This is a genomic window from Streptomyces sp. NBC_00354 (assembly GCF_036106915.1).
Classification (GTDB): Bacteria; Actinomycetota; Actinomycetes; order Streptomycetales; family Streptomycetaceae; genus Streptomyces.
On the sequence record NZ_CP107983.1, the window covers coordinates 5,262,956 to 5,280,307 of the forward strand.

General features: G+C 71.2%; 14 protein-coding genes. All 14 read left to right on the forward strand.

From position 1 onward, the window contains the following. Positions 1-282 precede the first annotated feature (282 nt). Complete coding sequence (locus OHT74_RS24035; RefSeq protein WP_053784881.1) at positions 283-843, forward strand: YqgE/AlgH family protein; 561 nt, start codon at positions 283-285, stop codon at positions 841-843. A 29-nt stretch (positions 844-872) separates the two neighbouring features. Beyond that, positions 873-1,160, forward strand: coding sequence for a DUF3039 domain-containing protein (locus OHT74_RS24040; RefSeq protein WP_266666594.1), 288 nt, complete (start codon positions 873-875; stop codon positions 1,158-1,160). A 206-nt stretch (positions 1,161-1,366) separates the two neighbouring features. Next, complete coding sequence (locus tag OHT74_RS24045; protein ID WP_328621345.1) at positions 1,367-3,019, forward strand: beta-N-acetylhexosaminidase; 1,653 nt, start codon at positions 1,367-1,369, stop codon at positions 3,017-3,019. A 479-nt stretch (positions 3,020-3,498) separates the two neighbouring features. After that, entirely contained in the window at positions 3,499-4,410 is a 912-nt protein-coding gene (locus OHT74_RS24050) for an FAD binding domain-containing protein (protein ID WP_443047496.1), read from the forward strand. Beyond that, the gene (locus OHT74_RS24055; RefSeq protein ID WP_328621346.1) at positions 4,407-6,665 is read left to right on the forward strand and encodes a (2Fe-2S)-binding protein; all 2,259 of its coding nucleotides are present in this window, start codon (positions 4,407-4,409) and stop codon (positions 6,663-6,665) included. The genes OHT74_RS24050 and OHT74_RS24055 overlap by 4 nt, the downstream gene beginning before the upstream one ends. After that, a complete protein-coding gene (locus OHT74_RS24060) occupies positions 6,662-9,013 on the forward strand; it encodes a xanthine dehydrogenase family protein molybdopterin-binding subunit (protein ID WP_443047497.1) in 2,352 nt (783 codons plus the stop codon). Before OHT74_RS24055 ends, OHT74_RS24060 begins: the two co-directional genes overlap by 4 nt. Before the next feature lie 168 nt (positions 9,014-9,181). Beyond that, complete coding sequence (locus OHT74_RS24065; protein ID WP_266666600.1) at positions 9,182-9,688, forward strand: hypothetical protein; 507 nt, start codon at positions 9,182-9,184, stop codon at positions 9,686-9,688. Beyond that, entirely contained in the window at positions 9,688-11,136 is a 1,449-nt protein-coding gene (locus OHT74_RS24070) for a WXG100 family type VII secretion target (protein WP_328621347.1), read from the forward strand. The genes OHT74_RS24065 and OHT74_RS24070 overlap by 1 nt, the downstream gene beginning before the upstream one ends. A gap of 28 nt (positions 11,137-11,164) precedes the next feature. Continuing rightward, positions 11,165-12,322 carry a type VII secretion-associated serine protease mycosin gene (gene mycP / locus OHT74_RS24075; protein WP_328621348.1) on the forward strand — a complete coding sequence of 386 codons (1,158 nt, stop codon included), beginning with the start codon at positions 11,165-11,167 and terminating at the stop codon, positions 12,320-12,322. Between the two features lie 116 nt (positions 12,323-12,438). After that, positions 12,439-12,627, forward strand: coding sequence for a hypothetical protein (locus OHT74_RS24080; protein WP_328621349.1), 189 nt, complete (start codon positions 12,439-12,441; stop codon positions 12,625-12,627). 594 nt (positions 12,628-13,221) lie between these two features. Further along, entirely contained in the window at positions 13,222-13,650 is a 429-nt protein-coding gene (locus OHT74_RS24085) for a hypothetical protein (RefSeq protein WP_266666613.1), read from the forward strand. Between the two features lie 7 nt (positions 13,651-13,657). Further along, positions 13,658-16,018, forward strand: coding sequence for a hypothetical protein (locus OHT74_RS24090; RefSeq protein WP_328621350.1), 2,361 nt, complete (start codon positions 13,658-13,660; stop codon positions 16,016-16,018). A gap of 18 nt (positions 16,019-16,036) precedes the next feature. Beyond that, complete coding sequence (locus OHT74_RS24095) at positions 16,037-16,732, forward strand: hypothetical protein (protein ID WP_328621351.1); 696 nt, start codon at positions 16,037-16,039, stop codon at positions 16,730-16,732. A gap of 188 nt (positions 16,733-16,920) precedes the next feature. Then, positions 16,921-17,352 (forward strand): hypothetical protein, encoded by a 432-nt coding sequence (locus OHT74_RS24100; protein WP_328621352.1) that lies wholly within the window; start codon positions 16,921-16,923, stop codon positions 17,350-17,352.

Below are 17,352 nucleotides of genomic sequence, written 5' to 3' on the forward strand. Positions count from 1 at the left end.
CGCGTTCCGGAGAGGGGCTCCCCCGGCGAAGCCAGAGGAGGGTGGGCAGGGGGCCAGGGAAAAGGGTAAGGGGCAGGACCCCCTTGTTCGTAAGGCCGACGCGGCCGTAGGACTGTCATGAATTAGCCACAACACCCTCAGTGCCCGCCCCATGGCGGAGTGTCGCATTCCGCCCGTACCGGCGCCGCGCGCTCCTTCCTGCTGCCGTGCGCCCTGAGCTGCGTGCGATCCGATCCCTTCGCCCGCTCCCCCTGAAAGGCGATTGTGCGAGATCATGTCGGCATGACCGAGGTGTCCTCCCTCACAGGGCGGCTGCTCGTGGCCACCCCCGCCCTCGCGGATCCGAACTTCGACCGCGCGGTGGTGCTCCTGCTCGACCACGACGAGCAGGGCTCGCTCGGCGTGGTCCTCAACCGGCCCACCCCCGTGGGCGTCGGCGACATCCTGCTGCCCTGGGCGACGCTGGCCGGCGATCCGGGGGTCGTCTTCCAGGGCGGCCCGGTGGGCCTGGACTCGGCCCTCGGGGTGGCGGTCATCCCGGGCGAGGAAGGACCACTCGGATGGCGCCGCGTGTACGGGGCGATCGGCCTGGTCGACCTGGAGGCCCCGCCGGAGCTGCTCGCCGCGGCCCTGGGCTCGCTGCGGATCTTCGCCGGATACTCGGGCTGGGGCCCGGGCCAGCTGGAGGTCGAGCTCGGCGACGGAGCCTGGTACGTCGTGGAGTCCGAGCCCGGGGACGTGTCCTTCCCGGACCCGGAAAGGCTGTGGCGCGCGGTGCTGCGCCGCCAGCGCAGCGAGCTCGCGATGGTCGCCACCTATCCGGACGACCCGTCGCTCAACTGACCCGCGCGGGGGTCGGTACCCTGGCTTTTATGAGCACTCTTGAGCCCGAGCGCGGGACTGGTACGGGGACCCTCGTAGAGCCGACGCCGCAGGTGTCCCACGGCGACGGCGACCACGAGCGCTTCGCCCACTACGTCCAGAAGGACAAGATCATGGCGAGCGCCCTCGACGGGACCCCCGTCGTCGCGCTCTGCGGCAAGGTCTGGGTGCCGGGCCGGGACCCGAAGAAGTACCCGGTCTGCCCCATGTGCAAGGAGATCTACGAGTCGATGGGCCCCGGCGGGGACAAGGACAAGGGCGGCAAGGACGGCAAGTAGTCCGGACCGTTCGGCCCGGACCTTCGGTCCGTTCCCGGCAGGACTTCGCCAGGACCAAAGGCCCCCGGATGCGCTGGTGCGCTTCAGGGGGCCTTTGCCGTGCCCGGGGGGAGGGCTAGGGTCTGCCGCAGCGCAGGCGCCAGGCGCGCCATGCGAAACGAGCGTTGCGCATCCTGCAACGCCCGGACGGTGGAGGGGCCGAGGCCATGCCCGAATTGATTCCGGAACCGCGGTACGCGCGATTCGCCCGCGACGCCGGCACGTGCGTGCTGGACGATCCGCTGCTCGATGCCGGCCCCGGCGCCGAGGGCACCGCCCGCTGGCTGCGCCGCGAGCTCGGCGCCGCCACCGGCTGGGAGCTGCCCGCACCGACGGCGGGGGAGACGTACGGCGAGCGCGCGGTGATCCGGCTGGTGCTCCGCCCCGAGCTCGCCCGGAGCGTCGGCGCGGAGTCGTACGAGCTGCACGTCACGCAGCGGTCGGTGCTGCTCGAAGGCGCCGACCCGGCGGGCCTCTTCTACGCCGCGCAGACGCTGCGTCAGCTGCTCGGGCCCGAGGCCCACCGGCGCGCGCCCACCGCGCCGGGCCGCGACTGGCGGCTGCCGGTGGGAGGCGTCCAGGACGGGCCCCGGTTCGGGTGGCGCGGAATGATGCTCGACGTGGCCCGGCACTTCATGCCGAAGGACGGCGTGCTGCGGTACATCGACCTGCTCGCCGCGCACAAGCTCAACGTGCTGCACCTGCACCTGACGGACGACCAGGGCTGGCGGGTCGAGATCAAGCGCCACCCGCGGCTCACCGAGGTCGGCGCGTGGCGGCCGCGCAGCCGCTGGGGGCACCGGGCCTCGCCGCTGTGGAACGAGACCCCGCACGGCGGCTTCTACACGCAGGACGACATCCGCGAGATCGTCGCGTACGCCGCCGAGCGGCACGTCCGGGTGGTCCCGGAGATCGACGTGCCGGGGCATTCGCAGGCCGCGATCGCCGCGTACCCGGAGCTGGGGAACACCGACGTCGTGGACACCGCCGCGCTGGAGGTGTGGGACGACTGGGGGATCAACGAGAACGTGCTCGCGCCGACCGAGGCCGTACTGCGCTTCTACGAGGGCGTGTTCGAGGAGCTGCTGGAACTGTTCCCGGCGGACGTCTCCCCGTTCGTGCACGTGGGCGGCGACGAGTGCCCCAAGGGGCAGTGGCGGGCGTCGGCGGTCGCGCAGGAGCGGATCCGGGAGTTGGGGGTGGACGGGGAGGACGGGCTGCAGTCCTGGTTCATCCGGCACTTCGACGGCTGGCTCGCGGAGCGCGGGCGGCGGCTGATCGGATGGGACGAGATCCTGGAGGGCGGGCTCGCGCCGGGGGCCGCGGTGTCCTCGTGGCGCGGGTACGCGGGCGGGATCGCCGCCGCCGAGGCCGGGCACGACGTGGTGATGTGCCCGGAGCAGCAGGTGTACCTGGACCACCGTCAGGCGGGCGGCCCCGGCGAGCCGGTGCCGATCGGGTACGTGCGCTCGCTGGAGGACGTGTACCGCTTCGAGCCGGTGCCGCCGAAGCTGTCGCCGCAGGCCGCGTCCCGCGTGCTGGGCGCGCAGGCCAACGTGTGGACCGAGGTGATGGAGAACCAGGGCCGGGTCGACTACCAGGTGTTCCCGCGGCTGGCGGCCTTCGCGGAAGTGGTGTGGTCGCGGCTGCCGGAGCCGGGGGAGCGGGACTACGCGGGCTTCGAGGCCAGGATGGGCGGGCACTACCGGCGGCTGGACGCGCTGGGCGTGGACTACCGGCCGCCGGGCGGGCCGTTGCCCTGGCAGCGGCGGCCCGGGGTGCTCGGGCGTCCGATCGAAGGGGAGCCCCCGAACGTGTGACGCGGGTGGGAGCGGGCGGCGGCCGGTGGCCGGAAGCTTTCCGCGCCCTTGCGTGCCCTTCCGCGCACCTCCCGTGCCCTCGCACGCCCCTTGCGCGGCGTCGCGGGGGCCGCGTGCGGTGCTGGTGCACCCGCTCGTCGACCAGTGCCACCGCGGCTCGGGTTCCGGACGGTTCGGCACTGTTCGCAATCCTTCGGACTTCCGCGGAACTCCGGAGGCTTCCGGGACGTCCTTCGTTCTTGGGGGTTGTCGGGAACTCTTGCTCGATTTCGGTGTATTCGGCGAATACTTCCGATTCGGTTGATTCGGTTGATACGGGGGAAACCGGACGGCCGGAAGCTTCAGGGGGCGCCCGCCGGACCCTCGCGCCGGGCGGTGGGGAAGATGTGCCAGAGTTGCCACGTCCCGGCGGTGAGGACGTACCGTACGGCGGACAGGCGTGAGCGCCGGGACCGGGACATCGGGAAGGGGCAGCTGGGTTGACCACGCACGCACCGCATGCACTGCATTCATCTCAGGGGCCGCAGGCGCCGCAGTCGCCGCAGTCCGTGACGCTGCCGGCCTCGCTCGACGAGGCCGTGGCGGCGCTCGCCGCCATGCCCGCTGCCGTGCCCGTCGCCGGCGGCACCGACCTCATGGCCGCCGTCAACGCCGGGCTGCTGCGGCCCGCCGCGCTGGTGGGCCTGGGCCGGATCAACGAGATCCGCGGCTGGCAGTACCAGGACGGGCACGCCCTGCTCGGCGCCGGGCTCACCCACGCGCGGATGGGACGGCCGGATTTCGCCGCTCTGATCCCCGCGCTGGCCGCTGCCGCACGCGCCGCCGGGCCCCCGCAGATCCGCAACGCCGGCACCCTCGGCGGCAACATCGCCACCGCCGCGCCGACGGGCGACGCACTGCCCGTACTGGCCGCGCTGGAGGCGATCCTCGTCATCCACGGCCCGGGCGGCTCGCGCCGGGAGATCCCGGTCTCGCACCTGCTGGCCGGCCGCGAGATGCTGCGGCCCGGCGAGCTGATCGGCTTCGTACGGGTGCCGCTGCTGCACGCGCCGCAGGTCTTCCTGAAGGCCACGGGCCGTACGGGGCCGGGGCGCGCCGTGGCGTCCGTGGGGCTCGTACTGGACCCGGCGCGCCGGGGTGTGCGCTGCGCGATCGGCGCGGTCGCCCCGATGCCGCTGCGGCCGCTGGAGGCCGAGCAGTGGGTGGCCTCGCTGATCGACTGGGACGGCGGGCGGACGCTGGCCCCCGAGGCACTGGAGGCCTTCGGCGAGTACGTCGCGGCCGCCTGCGTGCCCGACCAGGGGGAACCGGTGGCTCCCGGTGTACTGCATCTGCGGCGGACGGTGGCCGTGCTGGCACGGAGGGCCCTGGGGAGGGCGCTGACCTCATGAGTGAGAACGAGAACGTGAGCGGAACGACGGGGGAGGCGGGTCCCGCGGGATCCGCAGGGCCTGAGGGCCGGACCGGCGCCGGCTGGGGCTGGGAGCCGGTGCCGCAGGGCGGCGAGTACGACTCCGACGCGACGGCCTTCGTGAAGCTGCCGCAGGACATGCTGGACGCGCTCGGCACCGGTGAGCCGCTCGCGGCGCCCGGGCACGGCTACGTGCCGCCGCCGATGATCGTGCCGCTGGGCTCCGCCAGTGCGGATCCGTCGGCGACGGGGACGTGGACGATCCCGGTGCAGTGGCCGGAGGCGGGGACGACGCCTCAGGCCGGTACGGGGGCCGGCGGTGCCGGTGCCGTGGGCGCGGCTGCGGCCGCGCCGGTCGGCGGGCCGATCCCGGCCTCGATCCCGATCCCGGCGTCGGTGGCGGCGGCGTTCGCGGATCAGCGGCAGGGGCAGGTTTCGGGCCACGCACAGGACCTCGCGCAGGGCCGGGCTCACGGCCACGCCCAGGGCCAGGCTGCGGGGCACGGTCCGGCTTCGGCCGAGGCCGGGCACGATCCCGGTGCGACCGCCGAGTGGCGGTTCCCGGAGGCCGTGCAGGACTCCGAGCCCGTGACCACCGGCCAGTGGACCCTCCCGGATCTCCCCGAGGAGACAGGCGAGTTCCGGCGGAGCGGGCTGGAGGCCGACTGGAGCCAGGCTCCGGCGACGCTGCCGGGCGGCGCTGCGGCCCCCTGGGCCACCCACCCCGACTTCGAGGCCCTGGCGGCCGCGCGTCCGGGAGCCGCTGCGGATGCCGCTGCGGGTGCCGTTCCGGGTGCCGTGATGAGCTCGGGCGTGCTGCCCGAGGCGCGGCCGGACGCGGGCACCTCGGGCGCGGGCCTGCGGCGGCTCGGCGGCCCCGGCGTCGGCGGCCCCGGGCGCGGCCCGAGGGTGCTGGGCGGGCCCGGTGTGGGCACGCTCCCGGAGGGGGAGCCGGCGCATCGGGCTCCGCATGACATCGAGGCCGCCCACGGCCCGGCGGCGACGCCGGTCACGGCGGAGCGGCCGCATCCGGGGGCGGAGGCCCCCGAGCTGCCGGCGGTGGCTGCGGGCGCAGCCGGCGCTGCGGAGCGGGTCGCGGAGCGGGAGCGCGAGGTGAGCGCCGTCGCGGCGGCGGAGTACGCCCTCGCGGGTGGTCCGGGCGCAGACGGCATCGGCGGCATCAGCGGCGTCGGCGGTACCGGAGGCTTCGCGGAGCCCGGCGACACGAACGGGCACGGTTTCACGGCATCCGGCCACGGCCCCGCCGGGGCGGAGCCCGGGCCGGCCGGTGAGCCCGGTGAGTCCGGTGAGCACGGGTTCACGGCGGAGCCCGCCGGCACGGACGGACGCGGCTTCGGTGCCGGAGCCGAGCCTGGACTCGGACTCGGACTCGGACTCGGACTCGGCGAAGCCGCCGGGGTGGTTTCGCAGGCCGGGGCGGTCGGGGGTCCGGGCTCGGGCTCGGGCGAAGCCGGGGCTGCGGACGCGCCGGGTGCGGACACCGCCGACAACGCTGTGGCAGCGCCGGATGCGGGCACGGCCGGAGGTTTCCCGATCGAGGGGCCGACGTACGAAGAAGAAGCGACTGCCGGGGCCGTCGCCCATCACGAGCACCCGCTGGCTTCCTACGTCCTGCGCGTCAACGGCGCCGACCGGCCCGTCACCGGTGCGTGGATCGGCGAGTCCCTGCTCTACGTGCTGCGCGAGCGTCTCGGCCTCGCCGGCGCCAAGGACGGCTGCTCACAGGGCGAATGCGGTGCGTGCGCGGTGCAGGTCGACGGCCGGCTCGTGGCCTCCTGCCTGGTCCCGGCCGCGACGGCGGCGAGCAGCGAGGTCCGCACCGTGGAGGGGCTCGCCAGCGGCGGGGAACTTTCGGACGTGCAGCAGGCGTTGTGCAGGTCGGGTGCGGTGCAGTGCGGGTTCTGCGTGCCGGGCATGGCCATGACCATCCACGACCTGCTGGAGGGCAACCACGCCCCCAGCGAGCTGGAGACCCGGCAGGCCCTGTGCGGGAACCTCTGCCGCTGCTCCGGCTACAAGGGCGTCATCGAGGCCGTCCGCGAGGTCGTCGCGGAGCGCGGGGCGACGGCCGCGGCCGACGCCCCGGCGGCCGGGCCTGCGCCGGTCAACGGGTCCGGGCCCGGGAACGGTGCCGGGAACGGCCCGGAGGCGCGCATCCCGCACCAGGCGCCGCCCGGCGAGGGCGGGATCCACCACCACGGAGGCATGGCGTGAGCGGGCACGACGCGGCCACGGCAACGGCGACGGCAACGGTAACGGTCTCCACGAGCGCTTCGGCCGCCGCGCCGCCCGAGGCGGGCGAGCAGGAGGTACCGCGCGGAATCGGCGCCTCCGTACCGGCCGCCGACACGCGCGCCAAGAGCGAGGGCACCTTCCCGTACGCCGCCGACCTGTGGGCCGAGGGCCTGCTCTGGGCCGCCGTGCTGCGCTCCCCGCACGCCCACGCCCGCATCCTCTCCGTCGACACCTCCGCTGCCGCCGCCATGCCCGGCGTACGCGCCGTCGTCACCCACGCCGACGTCCCCGGCGCGACCACGCACGGCCGCCGGATCGCCGACCGGCCCGTCTTCGCGCACGACGTCGTACGCCACCACGGCGAGCCCATCGCCGCCGTCGCCGCCGACCACCCGGACACCGCGCGCCTCGCGGCCGCCGCAATCGCCGTCGAGTACGAGCTGCTCGACGCGGTGACGGACCCCGAGCAGGCCTTCGGGGCGCCCGCGCTGCACCCCGACGGCAACCTGATCCGGCACATCCCGCTCCGCTACGGCGACCCGGAGGCCACCGGCGAGGTCGTCGTCGAGGGCCTGTACCGGATCGGCCGCCAGGACCCCGCGCCCATCGGCGCCGAGGCCGGGCTGGCCGTGCCGCGGCCCGACGGCGGCGTGGAGATCTACACCGCCTCCACCGACCCGCACCTGGACCGCGACCTGGCGGCGGCGTGCTTCGGCCTCGAACCCGACCGCGTCCGCGTCGTCGTCACCGGAGTCCCGGGCGCCACGGCCGACCGCGAGGACGCGGCCTTCCAGCTGCCGCTGGGCCTGCTGGCCCTCCGTACCGGCCACCCGGTGAAGCTGGCCGCCACCCGCGAGGAGTCCTTCCTCGGCCACACCCACCGCCACCCGACGCTGCTGCGCTACCGCCACCACGCGGACGCGGACGGCCGCCTGGTCAAGGTCGAGGCCCAGATCCTGATGGACGCGGGCGCGTACGCGGACTCGTCCTCCGAATCACTGGCCGCGGCGGTGGCCTTCGCGTGCGGCCCGTACGTGGTCCCGCACGCCTTCGTGGAAGGCTGGGCGGTCCGCACGAACAACCCGCCGTCGGGCCACGTACGCGGCGAGGGCGCCATGCAGGTCTGCGCCGCGTACGAGGGCCAGATGGACAAACTGGCCGCGGCGCTCGGCATCGACGGCGCGGAACTGCGCCTGCGCAACGTCCTGGCGACGGGCGACCTGCTCCCCACGGGCCAGACGGTCACCTGCCCGGCCCCCGTGGCCGAGCTCCTGCGCGCCGTACGCGATTTCGAACTCCCCTCCCTCCCGAAGGACACCCCGGAGGACGAGTGGCTGCTGCCGGGCGGCCCGGAGGGCGCGGGCGAGCCGGGCGCGGTGCGCCGCGGCGTGGGGTACGGCGTGGGCATGGTCCACATGCTCGGCGCGGAGGGAACGGACGAGGTCTCGACGGCGACGGTCAAGGTCGTCAACGGGGCGGCGACGGTCATCTGCGCGGCGGTGGACACAGGCCAGGGTTTCTCCACCCTCGCCCGCCAGATCGTCCAGGAGACGCTGGGCGTCGACGAGGTGGTGACGGCCCCGGTCGACACCGACCAGCCGCCGGCGGGCCCGGCTGCGCACGGCCGCCACACGTGGGTGAGCGGAGGCGCGGTCGAGCGGGCGGCCAAAATGGTCCGCACCCAACTCCTCCAGCCGATGGCCCACAAGCTCGGCATGTCGACGGAACTCCTCCAGATCCAGGACGGCCGGATCACCTCGTACGACGGCGCGTTCTCTATGTCGGTCGCGGAAGCCATGGCGGGCAAGGAACTCTGGGCCACGGCCCAGTGCCGCCCCCACCCGACGGAGCCCCTGGACGGCGACGGCCAGGGCGACGCCTTCGTGGGCCTGGCCTTCTGCGCGATCCGCGCGGTGGTGGACGTGGACATCGAGCTGGGCTCGGTACGGGTGGTGGAGCTGGCGGTGGCCCAGGACGTGGGCCGCATCCTCAACCCCCGTCAGCTGGAAGCCCGTATCGAAGCGGGCGTCACGCAGGGCGTGGGCGCGGCGCTGACGGAGAACCTCCGCTCGGCCTCGGGCCTGATCCGCCACCCCGACCTGACGGGCTATGCGCTGCCGACGTCGCTGGACGCCCCGGTGGTCCGCATCGTCAAACTGGTCGAAGAGCGGGACGTGGTGGCCCCGTTCGGGGCGAAAGCGGCCAGCGCGATCCCTGTGGTGACGACCCCGGCGGCGGTAGCCTCGGCGGTAAGGTCGGCCACGGGCCGCCCGGTCAACAGGCTCCCGATCCGCCCCTCGGCGGCGGTCGCGGCGCCCAACTCATGACCGTGTGACTCCCATTGCACGTGCAACCCCGAGCTTGGGACTGTCGGAACCGGTCGCTAGAGTGATCGGTAAGACGTAGTACGTGCGCGTGCGAACGGGTGCGAACGGGGACGGGGAGCGGCGGAAACGCTGCAACCACGGGGATTTCGGGGAGTCGGGGAGGCCATCGTGGCAGAGGAGAAGGCGCCGGGCGGGCTGGCGGGGCTGACCGGCATGAATGCGGGTCTGGCGGATGCGATCCGGGCGCAGGCGAAGGCGCTTGAAGTCGAGTTCGAGTCGATGACGAACTACAAGAAGCTCGTCGACGACCTCCTGAAGAAGCTCGACGGATCCGGGGCGGACGAGAAGAAACTGGCCCACGTCACGCTCCCGGACGGAGCGCTGGGCAAGGGCTTCGCGGAGGCGGACGCCCTCTTCAAGACGTACACGACGGTGCACAGCCAGCTCCAGAATCTGTCGAAGGGCCTGGCCGGGCAGATCGAGGCCCTGGGCATCGCGATCATGACGGCGGGCAAGGGGTACGGGGGCGTGGACGAGGACACGCAGGCGCGTATGCGTTCCATCGTGGCTCAGGCGAAGAAGGACTACGTCCCGGAGCGGGATCCGCTGGCCAAGGAGAAGAACACTCAGCACGCGACGCCGGACGAGGGCAACAAGGGGAAGGTCAAGTACTGATGGCAACGGACTTTGAGGGGTTCACGCACCAGCAGCTGCTTGCCATGATCGCTTCGATCGACCCCAAGACTGTGGAGACGCGGAGCGCGCAGCTGAACGAAGCCGCCTCAACGATCAAGGAGATCGGGGAAAGTCTCAAGAAGCACCAGGTCAAGGGGTGGGAGGGCGAGGCTGCCCACGCCTTCGCGGACTGGGTGAGCCGGGCGGGCAGTGCGACGTTGCTCCTTGGCGACTACAGCGCCGCGGGCGGCAAGTGGATGGCCGAGGCCGCCCAGACCATGCACGAGGTCAAGATCAACATGCCGGCGTACGACACGTCGGCTGCTGACAACCTCAAGGCTGCCCAGCAATTCCACAACGACCCGGATTCGCAGCAGATCAGGCAAGAGGCGAACGCCAAGCTGAACGGCGACCACCAAAAGGCCGTTGATGCGCTGACGAAGCTGGCCGGATCGTACGACCAGTCGACGACGCAGATGGGCAAGGTCGAGATCCCGACGTTCCCGCAGCCGCCGAAGGTCTTTGAACCTCAGGGCCGAGTCGGTGCAATGGAGAGCATGGGGAGGGAGAGCGGGGGCTCTGGTGGAGGTCCCGCGACCGGTGGTTCTTCGTACGCGCCTTCGACACCAGACGGTTCGAATGGTCAGGGGCGGGCGACTGGTCACCAGCCGCAACCCGACGCCACCTTGCCTCCGATGACGGGGCACACGCCGGTACCGGGACTCCCGGATCAGGACGTGGATGTGGACCTCGACCACGTCGCGACGCTTCCCGACAAGACGCTTCCTCCGGTCACGGGCCTGCCCGGTGGTCCGGGACCCGTCCCTGGCCAGGGTGGCGGCACTCCTCCCGGACCTATTCCGCCGATTGCACTCCCGCCCATCGGTACGCCGACTCAGGGTGGTGGCGGACCCGGCAGCAAGTTCCCGGTGACGCTGCCTCCCTCCAGCAAGGTTGGCGGGCCTGGCGGCCTGCTCCCGCGTGACACCGGGATCATGGGCGGTCGGCCGGTTACCACCAACGGCCCCACGTCGGCCATCCCGCGCGGCACGGTCATCGGCCATGATGGCGGCCAGCAGGCCGCCGGCCGTGGCATGGGCGGCGGCATGCACCCCGGTGCGGGCGGCCCCCACGGCCCTGGCCAGGGCGGTTCGGCGATGGGTCGACGGTTGGCCATGGAGCCCGGCGGTGTCGTCGGTGGGCGTCAGGCCGGCGCGATCGGTCGTCCGACCACGGGAGCCCAGCCGTTCACGCAGGGCGGCTCGGGCCTCGTGCGCAACGGTTCCGGCGCCGGTTCGGCCCGCGGCGCGATGGGGCACGGGGGTGCAGGAATGCACACTCCGGGCAATCGGCGCGACCAGCAGGGCGGCGAGCGTCCCGACTACCTGGCCGAAGACGAAGAGACCTGGCAGAGCAACGGTCGCGTTGTTCCGCCTGTGGTCGACTGAGCAGAACGGATATTTCGACGAGATGCGCATGCGTAAAGCGACCTCGGCCCTGGTTGGCCTCTTGCTGGCCGGGGTCGCCGCGACCCCGGCCCACGCGGAGACGGTTCGTTCCAAGCAATGGCATCTCGACGCCATGAAGGCCGACGACATCTGGAAGATCAGCACGGGCAAGGGCGTCACCGTTGCGGTGATCGACACCGGTGTCGCCCGTATTCCGGAACTCGAGGGTCAGGTTCTCCCGGGCAAGAACTTCGCGTCGGAGTCGTACAAGGGCGACGAACGCACCGACTATGACAATCACGGAACCGGCATGGCCGCAATCATTGCGGGCAATGGCAAGGGCCCTGGCGGCGTGGACAGCGCGTTTGGTCTGGCGCCGGGGGCGAAGATCTTGCCACTGCGAGTCGATGTCGGCGGCGATGGTGGTCCACTCTTCAGATCTATGATCCAAGCCATCCGTTACGCAGCAGATTCGGATGCAAAGGTCATCAATATCTCCATGGTTGGCGGAGGTAAGAGTGACGAGCTTTCGAATGCGGTGAGCTATGCGCTGAGCAAGGGGAAATTGATCTTCGCGGGTGCAGGTAACGATGGGGGCAGTGACGTCTACTACCCTGCCGCAACGCCTGGAGTAGTGGGTGTTGCTGCTGTCGACCCGGACGGTGCTGCGACCAAGGAGTCGCAGCACAACGCCTACGTGGACATGTCCGCTCCAGGGGTCAATATTGTCACCGGCTGCAGCGGAGGCACGGGCCTGTGCAATAGCCACGGGACCAGTGACGCCACCGCCCTTGCGTCAGCGTCCGCCGCTTTGCTCTGGTCGGCTCACCCTGACTGGACGAACAACCAGGTGCTCCGCGTTCTGCTGAACACGGCCGGCAAGCCCGACGACGGGCCGCGGAACGACTACGTGGGCTACGGCTTGGTTCGCCCTCGACTCGCGCTGCCCACGCCCGGCGACCCCGGTCCGGCGGATGTTTTCCCGCTTCCCGACCTGGCGGCGGCGGACGGGAAGAATTCGCCGGCCCCGTCGGCCGACGGCAAGAAGCCCGAGTCCAGTGCGCCCCAGGCAGAGGCCAAGAAGGACGGAGGCAGCAGCCTCCTCTGGATCGGGCTCGGCCTGGGGGCCTGCGTCCTCATCGGAGGAGCCGTCACGGCGGTCGTGGTCCGGCGCAGGAACGCCTGACGACGCCCGATGCAGAGGCGCGGGACGACCTCGGCCTCGGTAGGTCTCCTACCGGCCGGGGTCGCCTCGACGGCCCGTGCTGAGACGGTTCGGCCCAGCCGTGGCACCTCGTTGCCATGAAGGCGATCGACACCTGGAAGGCCAGCACCGGCAAGGGCGCCATGGACACCGGCCTCGGCCGGACCCCCGAACTCGAGGGCCAGGTGGTCCTGGGCCGGGACGTCTCAGACGGGTACGAGGACGACGAGCGCGCCGACTACAACGATCACGACACCGGTATCGCAGCCCTGATATCGCAGCCCTGAGCGCGGGCACCGGCAAGCGACCGGGCCCCAGGGGCCAAATCCATCCCCCCGCGTCCCCGAAGACGGCGGAAACCACACGCCTCCATCAGCCGATCACCGAGGCGATCCGCTTCGCGGTGGACTCCATAGGCGGGCCGGGTCAGAGCGAGAAACTCGACGCCGCCGTCCGGTACGCCCTGCACAAGGGCAAGCTCATCTTCCCCGCGGTCGGCGACGGGGAGGGCCCGCCCGCCGCCCTGCTCCGGTCCGCGCACCCCGGCTGGACCAACCACCAAGTGACCAAGCCGGCTGCGGAGTCGTACGCCCCGCCCATCGCGCTGCCAGCCCCCCCGGCGCCCCAGCCCCCCGGACGCCTTCCCGCGCCCCGACCTCGCGGCGGCCGAGCCGACAGCCACGTCATCCGCCCCGCCGTCCTCGGCCCGGCGCAAACCGGCCCCGCATCCGCACCCCGCGTACAGAACCAGACAGACACCCGCAGCTTCCTTCCCCGGGCCGTCCCCGGGATGGGAGCCTGCCTGCTCACTGACGGAGCCGTAACCACAAGCACAGTTCAACGTGTTAGACGCTGATGTGACACAAGGAGAAAAGCACGCGATGTCGTTCGACGAGGAATGGTCCACCGCGCGCGCCACCGCCGCGGCCAACGTCTCGATGCGGCTCAACCACGTCCCCACCGACCCCGGCGGTGGCGGGGCCGGCAGCGGTGATCTCGAGATCAACCAGGACCACATCGGCGGCATCGGGACCGAGGCCTACAAGCTGCACTCCCGGCTCCTGACCGACGGCAAGCACGCCTCAGCATCCTCGGCCGAGGCGGCCGGTGCGCTCTCCAAGGAGAGCTTCGCCAGCGGTGCCGCTCTGGCCAAGGCCAACACCGCATGGGAGAGCCAGGTGAAGACCCTGGTGGCCGCCTGTGCGAACGTCTCCAACGGGCTCAACTACTCGCTCTCCTCCCATGCCAAGGACGAGCAGCAGCTCCAAGCCGACTTCACGGCCTCCGCCATCGACAAGTACCTCAAGTAGGCCCGCGATGCTGACGTACGAGAACGTGCTCAACGCACCCGTGGACAAGCTCCAGACGGCCGTCACCGACTGGAAGGCGATGGCCGACAAGCTCGACGAACTGGCCGAGTCGGCCCGCAACGGGATGAAGGCCAAGTCGGACAAGGCTCAGTGGAGCGGTGTCACCGCCGGCGTGGCGCGAGGGTTCGTCGACAAGACGGCCAAGGAGTTCGAGGACGCGGCCAAGGAGGCCAGGGGCATCCACAACGCCCTGACCGAGGGCCTCGGGGTCTTCAAATCGTCCAGGGAGCAGTTAACGAAGATCGCGACCGAGGAGGCGCCCGCGGCCGGCTTCCAGGTGAGCGCTGACGGCAAGGTCTCGCCCGCCCCGCTCGCCACCGAGGGGGAGCGGAACGCGGCGCGCCACGATCCCGACTACCAGCAGTCCATCCGGGAGAACCGCGGGCTGTGGCAGAAGAAGATCGACGGCATCATCGACAACTGTGACGACGTCGACCGGTCGCTGGCCCGCCTGCTCGCCGCCAACGTCACCGACGGCCACGACTTCAGCGGACCCAAGTACGCCGGCCTCGACGCCGAGCAGGCCGGCCATGCCGCAGACCTGGCCAAGAAGGGCCGGGACCTGACGCACGCCGAGCTCGTCGAGCTCAACGAACTGCTGGCGGACAACACCAAGGTCCCGGAGTTCTCCAAGGACTTCTACGAGGCACTCGGCCCGAAGGGCGCGCTCCAGTTCTTCGGGTACATGTCCACGGACACGTACGACTACTCGAAGCTCGACGAGCAGCGGCTCAAGGACGTCCAGGAGCTCCAGAAGAACCTGGGACTGAACCTCGCCACGGCCACCAACTCCAAGAGCGAGCCCCACCTCCCCGACAGCTTCGCGCAGGACCTGCGCAAGCTGGGCACCCAGCACATCCCGCTCGCGAAGTACGACCAGCACCCGCCGTACGGGTATCAGCTGCTCGGCGGCATCATGCGGTACGGGAACTACGACCCCAGGTTCCTGGTCCCGATCGCCGAGCACGCCACGCAGATCCATGCCAAGGATCCGGATTTCTTCAACCAGACCCGGCAGCTGAACGGCTACGGCAAGAACCTCTTCAACCCGTCCGGGGTCAACGGCGCCGGCTACGACCCGGTGGTCAGCTTCCTGGAGGCGCTGGGGCACAGCCCGGAGGCGTCGGCCCAGTTCTTCGACCCCGATCGGCCCCCGCACGCGTACAACCAGGACGGCACGGAGAAGTCCGGCCCGGCCGACCTGGGCAAGGGAGCGGACAAGAAGCCGGTCAAGAGCTACCTCGACTTCTTCGGCAACGCGAAGTACGACTTCACCATCGACATGGAGGGCACGAACCCGGACGACCTGAAGAAGGTCCAGCAGTACATGCCGGACGCCCTCGGCCATGCCCTGGAGGCGGCAACCCTGGGCCACGCCTGGGACGACCCGAGGCCCACTCTCGACCGGACCGAAGCGGGGGCGCGGGTCATGGACGCGGCCGTCGCGAAGTACGGAGGCGACGCGGGCCTGCTCAAGGCGCAGGAGTCGCTCGCGGACAGCCTCGGCAACATGACCGCTGGATACATCGACGACGTCAACCACGCTCTCGACGACGAGACCGACATGGCGGAGAACGGCGGCAAGAGCGTCTTCGCCCCAGGGGCCGGTGACAAGCAGGCACACGCGAGGTTCGACCGCGAGAGCGCACGCGACCTGCTCAGCGCGCTGGGGCAGCATCCTGACGCCTACGCGACCGTCTCGACGGCCGAACGCATCTACTCGGCCAGCGTGCTGGAGACTCAAGGCGTGCACGACGGGCAGGTCGACGAAGGCCGCGCCCGGTCGACGATCCGGACCACCGCCGAGGTCCAGGGCATGCTCGACGAGTCCCGAGCCGATCAGGTCAAGGCAGAGGGGGAGAAGAAGCACGAGGAGTACGAGAAGGCCCATGAGAAGCGGGCTGCGTGGGTCGAATTCGGCACCACCGCGGCCGTGGCGGCCGGTGTCGCCTTCCTCCCGGCCACCGCCGTCGCGGCCGGCGTAGCGGCGGTCGTCGTTCCGCTGGCTGTGGACCTGGGCAGTGGCGCGGTGGAACAAGCGGCTTCGCAGGTGGTCGGAGAGTGGTCGGACAACGCCGTGGAGAAGCACAAGGACAAGGCCGAAGAGCAGACGCATGCCACCACCAAGCAGATGTTCCAGGCAGGTGAGCACAGCGCCGAGGCACCGATGAAGGAGTTCATGGAACGCCATCACATCGATCCGCGGAGCAACTTCGGCAATGACTTCATCGAGTCGATGCGCGACGGATACCAGGTCGGGAACTCCCGTGCCGTTCAGCAGGGGCATGCCTCGGAACCGGGCAAGTAGATGCACAGGGAGGGTGGGGTGCGGCCGTTGTCGGCCGCGGTCGTCGGCCTGGTGAGTCTGGGTGTCCTGGCGGCAGGATGCACCGCGTCCGAGGCGGACGATCCGCAGTTGCAGGAGCCGAAAGTGGTGTCCGCGACGCAGGTCTGCGGGGGAACGCTGTTCACACCCGAGGCGGGCAAAGCCCTGGAGCGGGTCCTGCAGTCCACGGAATTCGTCATCCGTGAGGACAAGGTGGACCTGAGTACAGCGGCCATGGCCAAAAAACTGGAAGAGGCCTACCGGTCGGGGAAGGAGGTTCGAAACATGCCCATGCCAGACTGCGATATCTCCGGAAAGCCCAAGGAGATCGACGGTTTCGGCCACTACCCGTCGGCTCAGGTGAGGTTCAAGGCGTTCAGCAAGAACGCCGGAATCCCCGACTACGTTCCCGGCGCCACCGACAGCGGCGTCAACGTGGGAGGCCGCATCCGTCAGCGGAGCGTCGCATTCGACTGTGTCAGCCCGCGCGTCGGCTCCACTGCCGAGGTACCGCTACGGATCACCGCCACCTTCTTCAACAAGTTCGACAAGGGCAACGGCGACGAAGCGGTGCTGGACAAGGACTACTTCCTGCTCGTACACACGGCCGCCCTCTCAATGGCCGAGGAGCTCGGCTGTGCAAACAACGGTGGCCTCCCCGACCGGGCCGATGCGCTGCCGCCGATGAACGGATAGCCGCACACGCCGGAGCCGCCGGTGCACTCACGGTCGCCAAGTCCAGGCCGTGAGGCCGTGCGGCGGAGTGTCGGCCACGCTGCGGGGGTCGAGTGGCCGGAACGCGTCGGCTACGGTGTCGTCCGCTCGCCCCGCACCCCGGGCCGACGGCGCGCTCACGAGCCGGAACAGGATGGAGACAGCACGCGATGTCGTTCGACGAGGAATGGTCCGCCGCGCGTGCCACGGCCGCTGCCAACGTCTCCATGCGGCTCAACCACGTACCCGTCGAACCCGGCGGCAGCGGTGGTGGCGGTGGTGGCGACCTGGAGCTCAACCAGGACCACATCGGCGCCATCGGCACCGAGGCGTACAAGCTGCACTCGCGGCTCCAGACGGACGGCAAGCACGCCGCCACCGCCACCAGCGAGGCCGCCGGGGCGCTGACGAAGGAGGCCTTCGTCAGCGGGGCGGCGCTGCTGAAGGTCAACACCATGTGGGAGAGCCAGGTGAAGACCCTCGTGGCCGCCTGCGCGAACATCTCCAACGGGCTCAACTACTCGCTCTCCTCCCACGCCAAGGACGAGGAGCAGTTGCACGCCGACTTCACCACGTCCGCGATCGACAAGTACCTGAAGTAG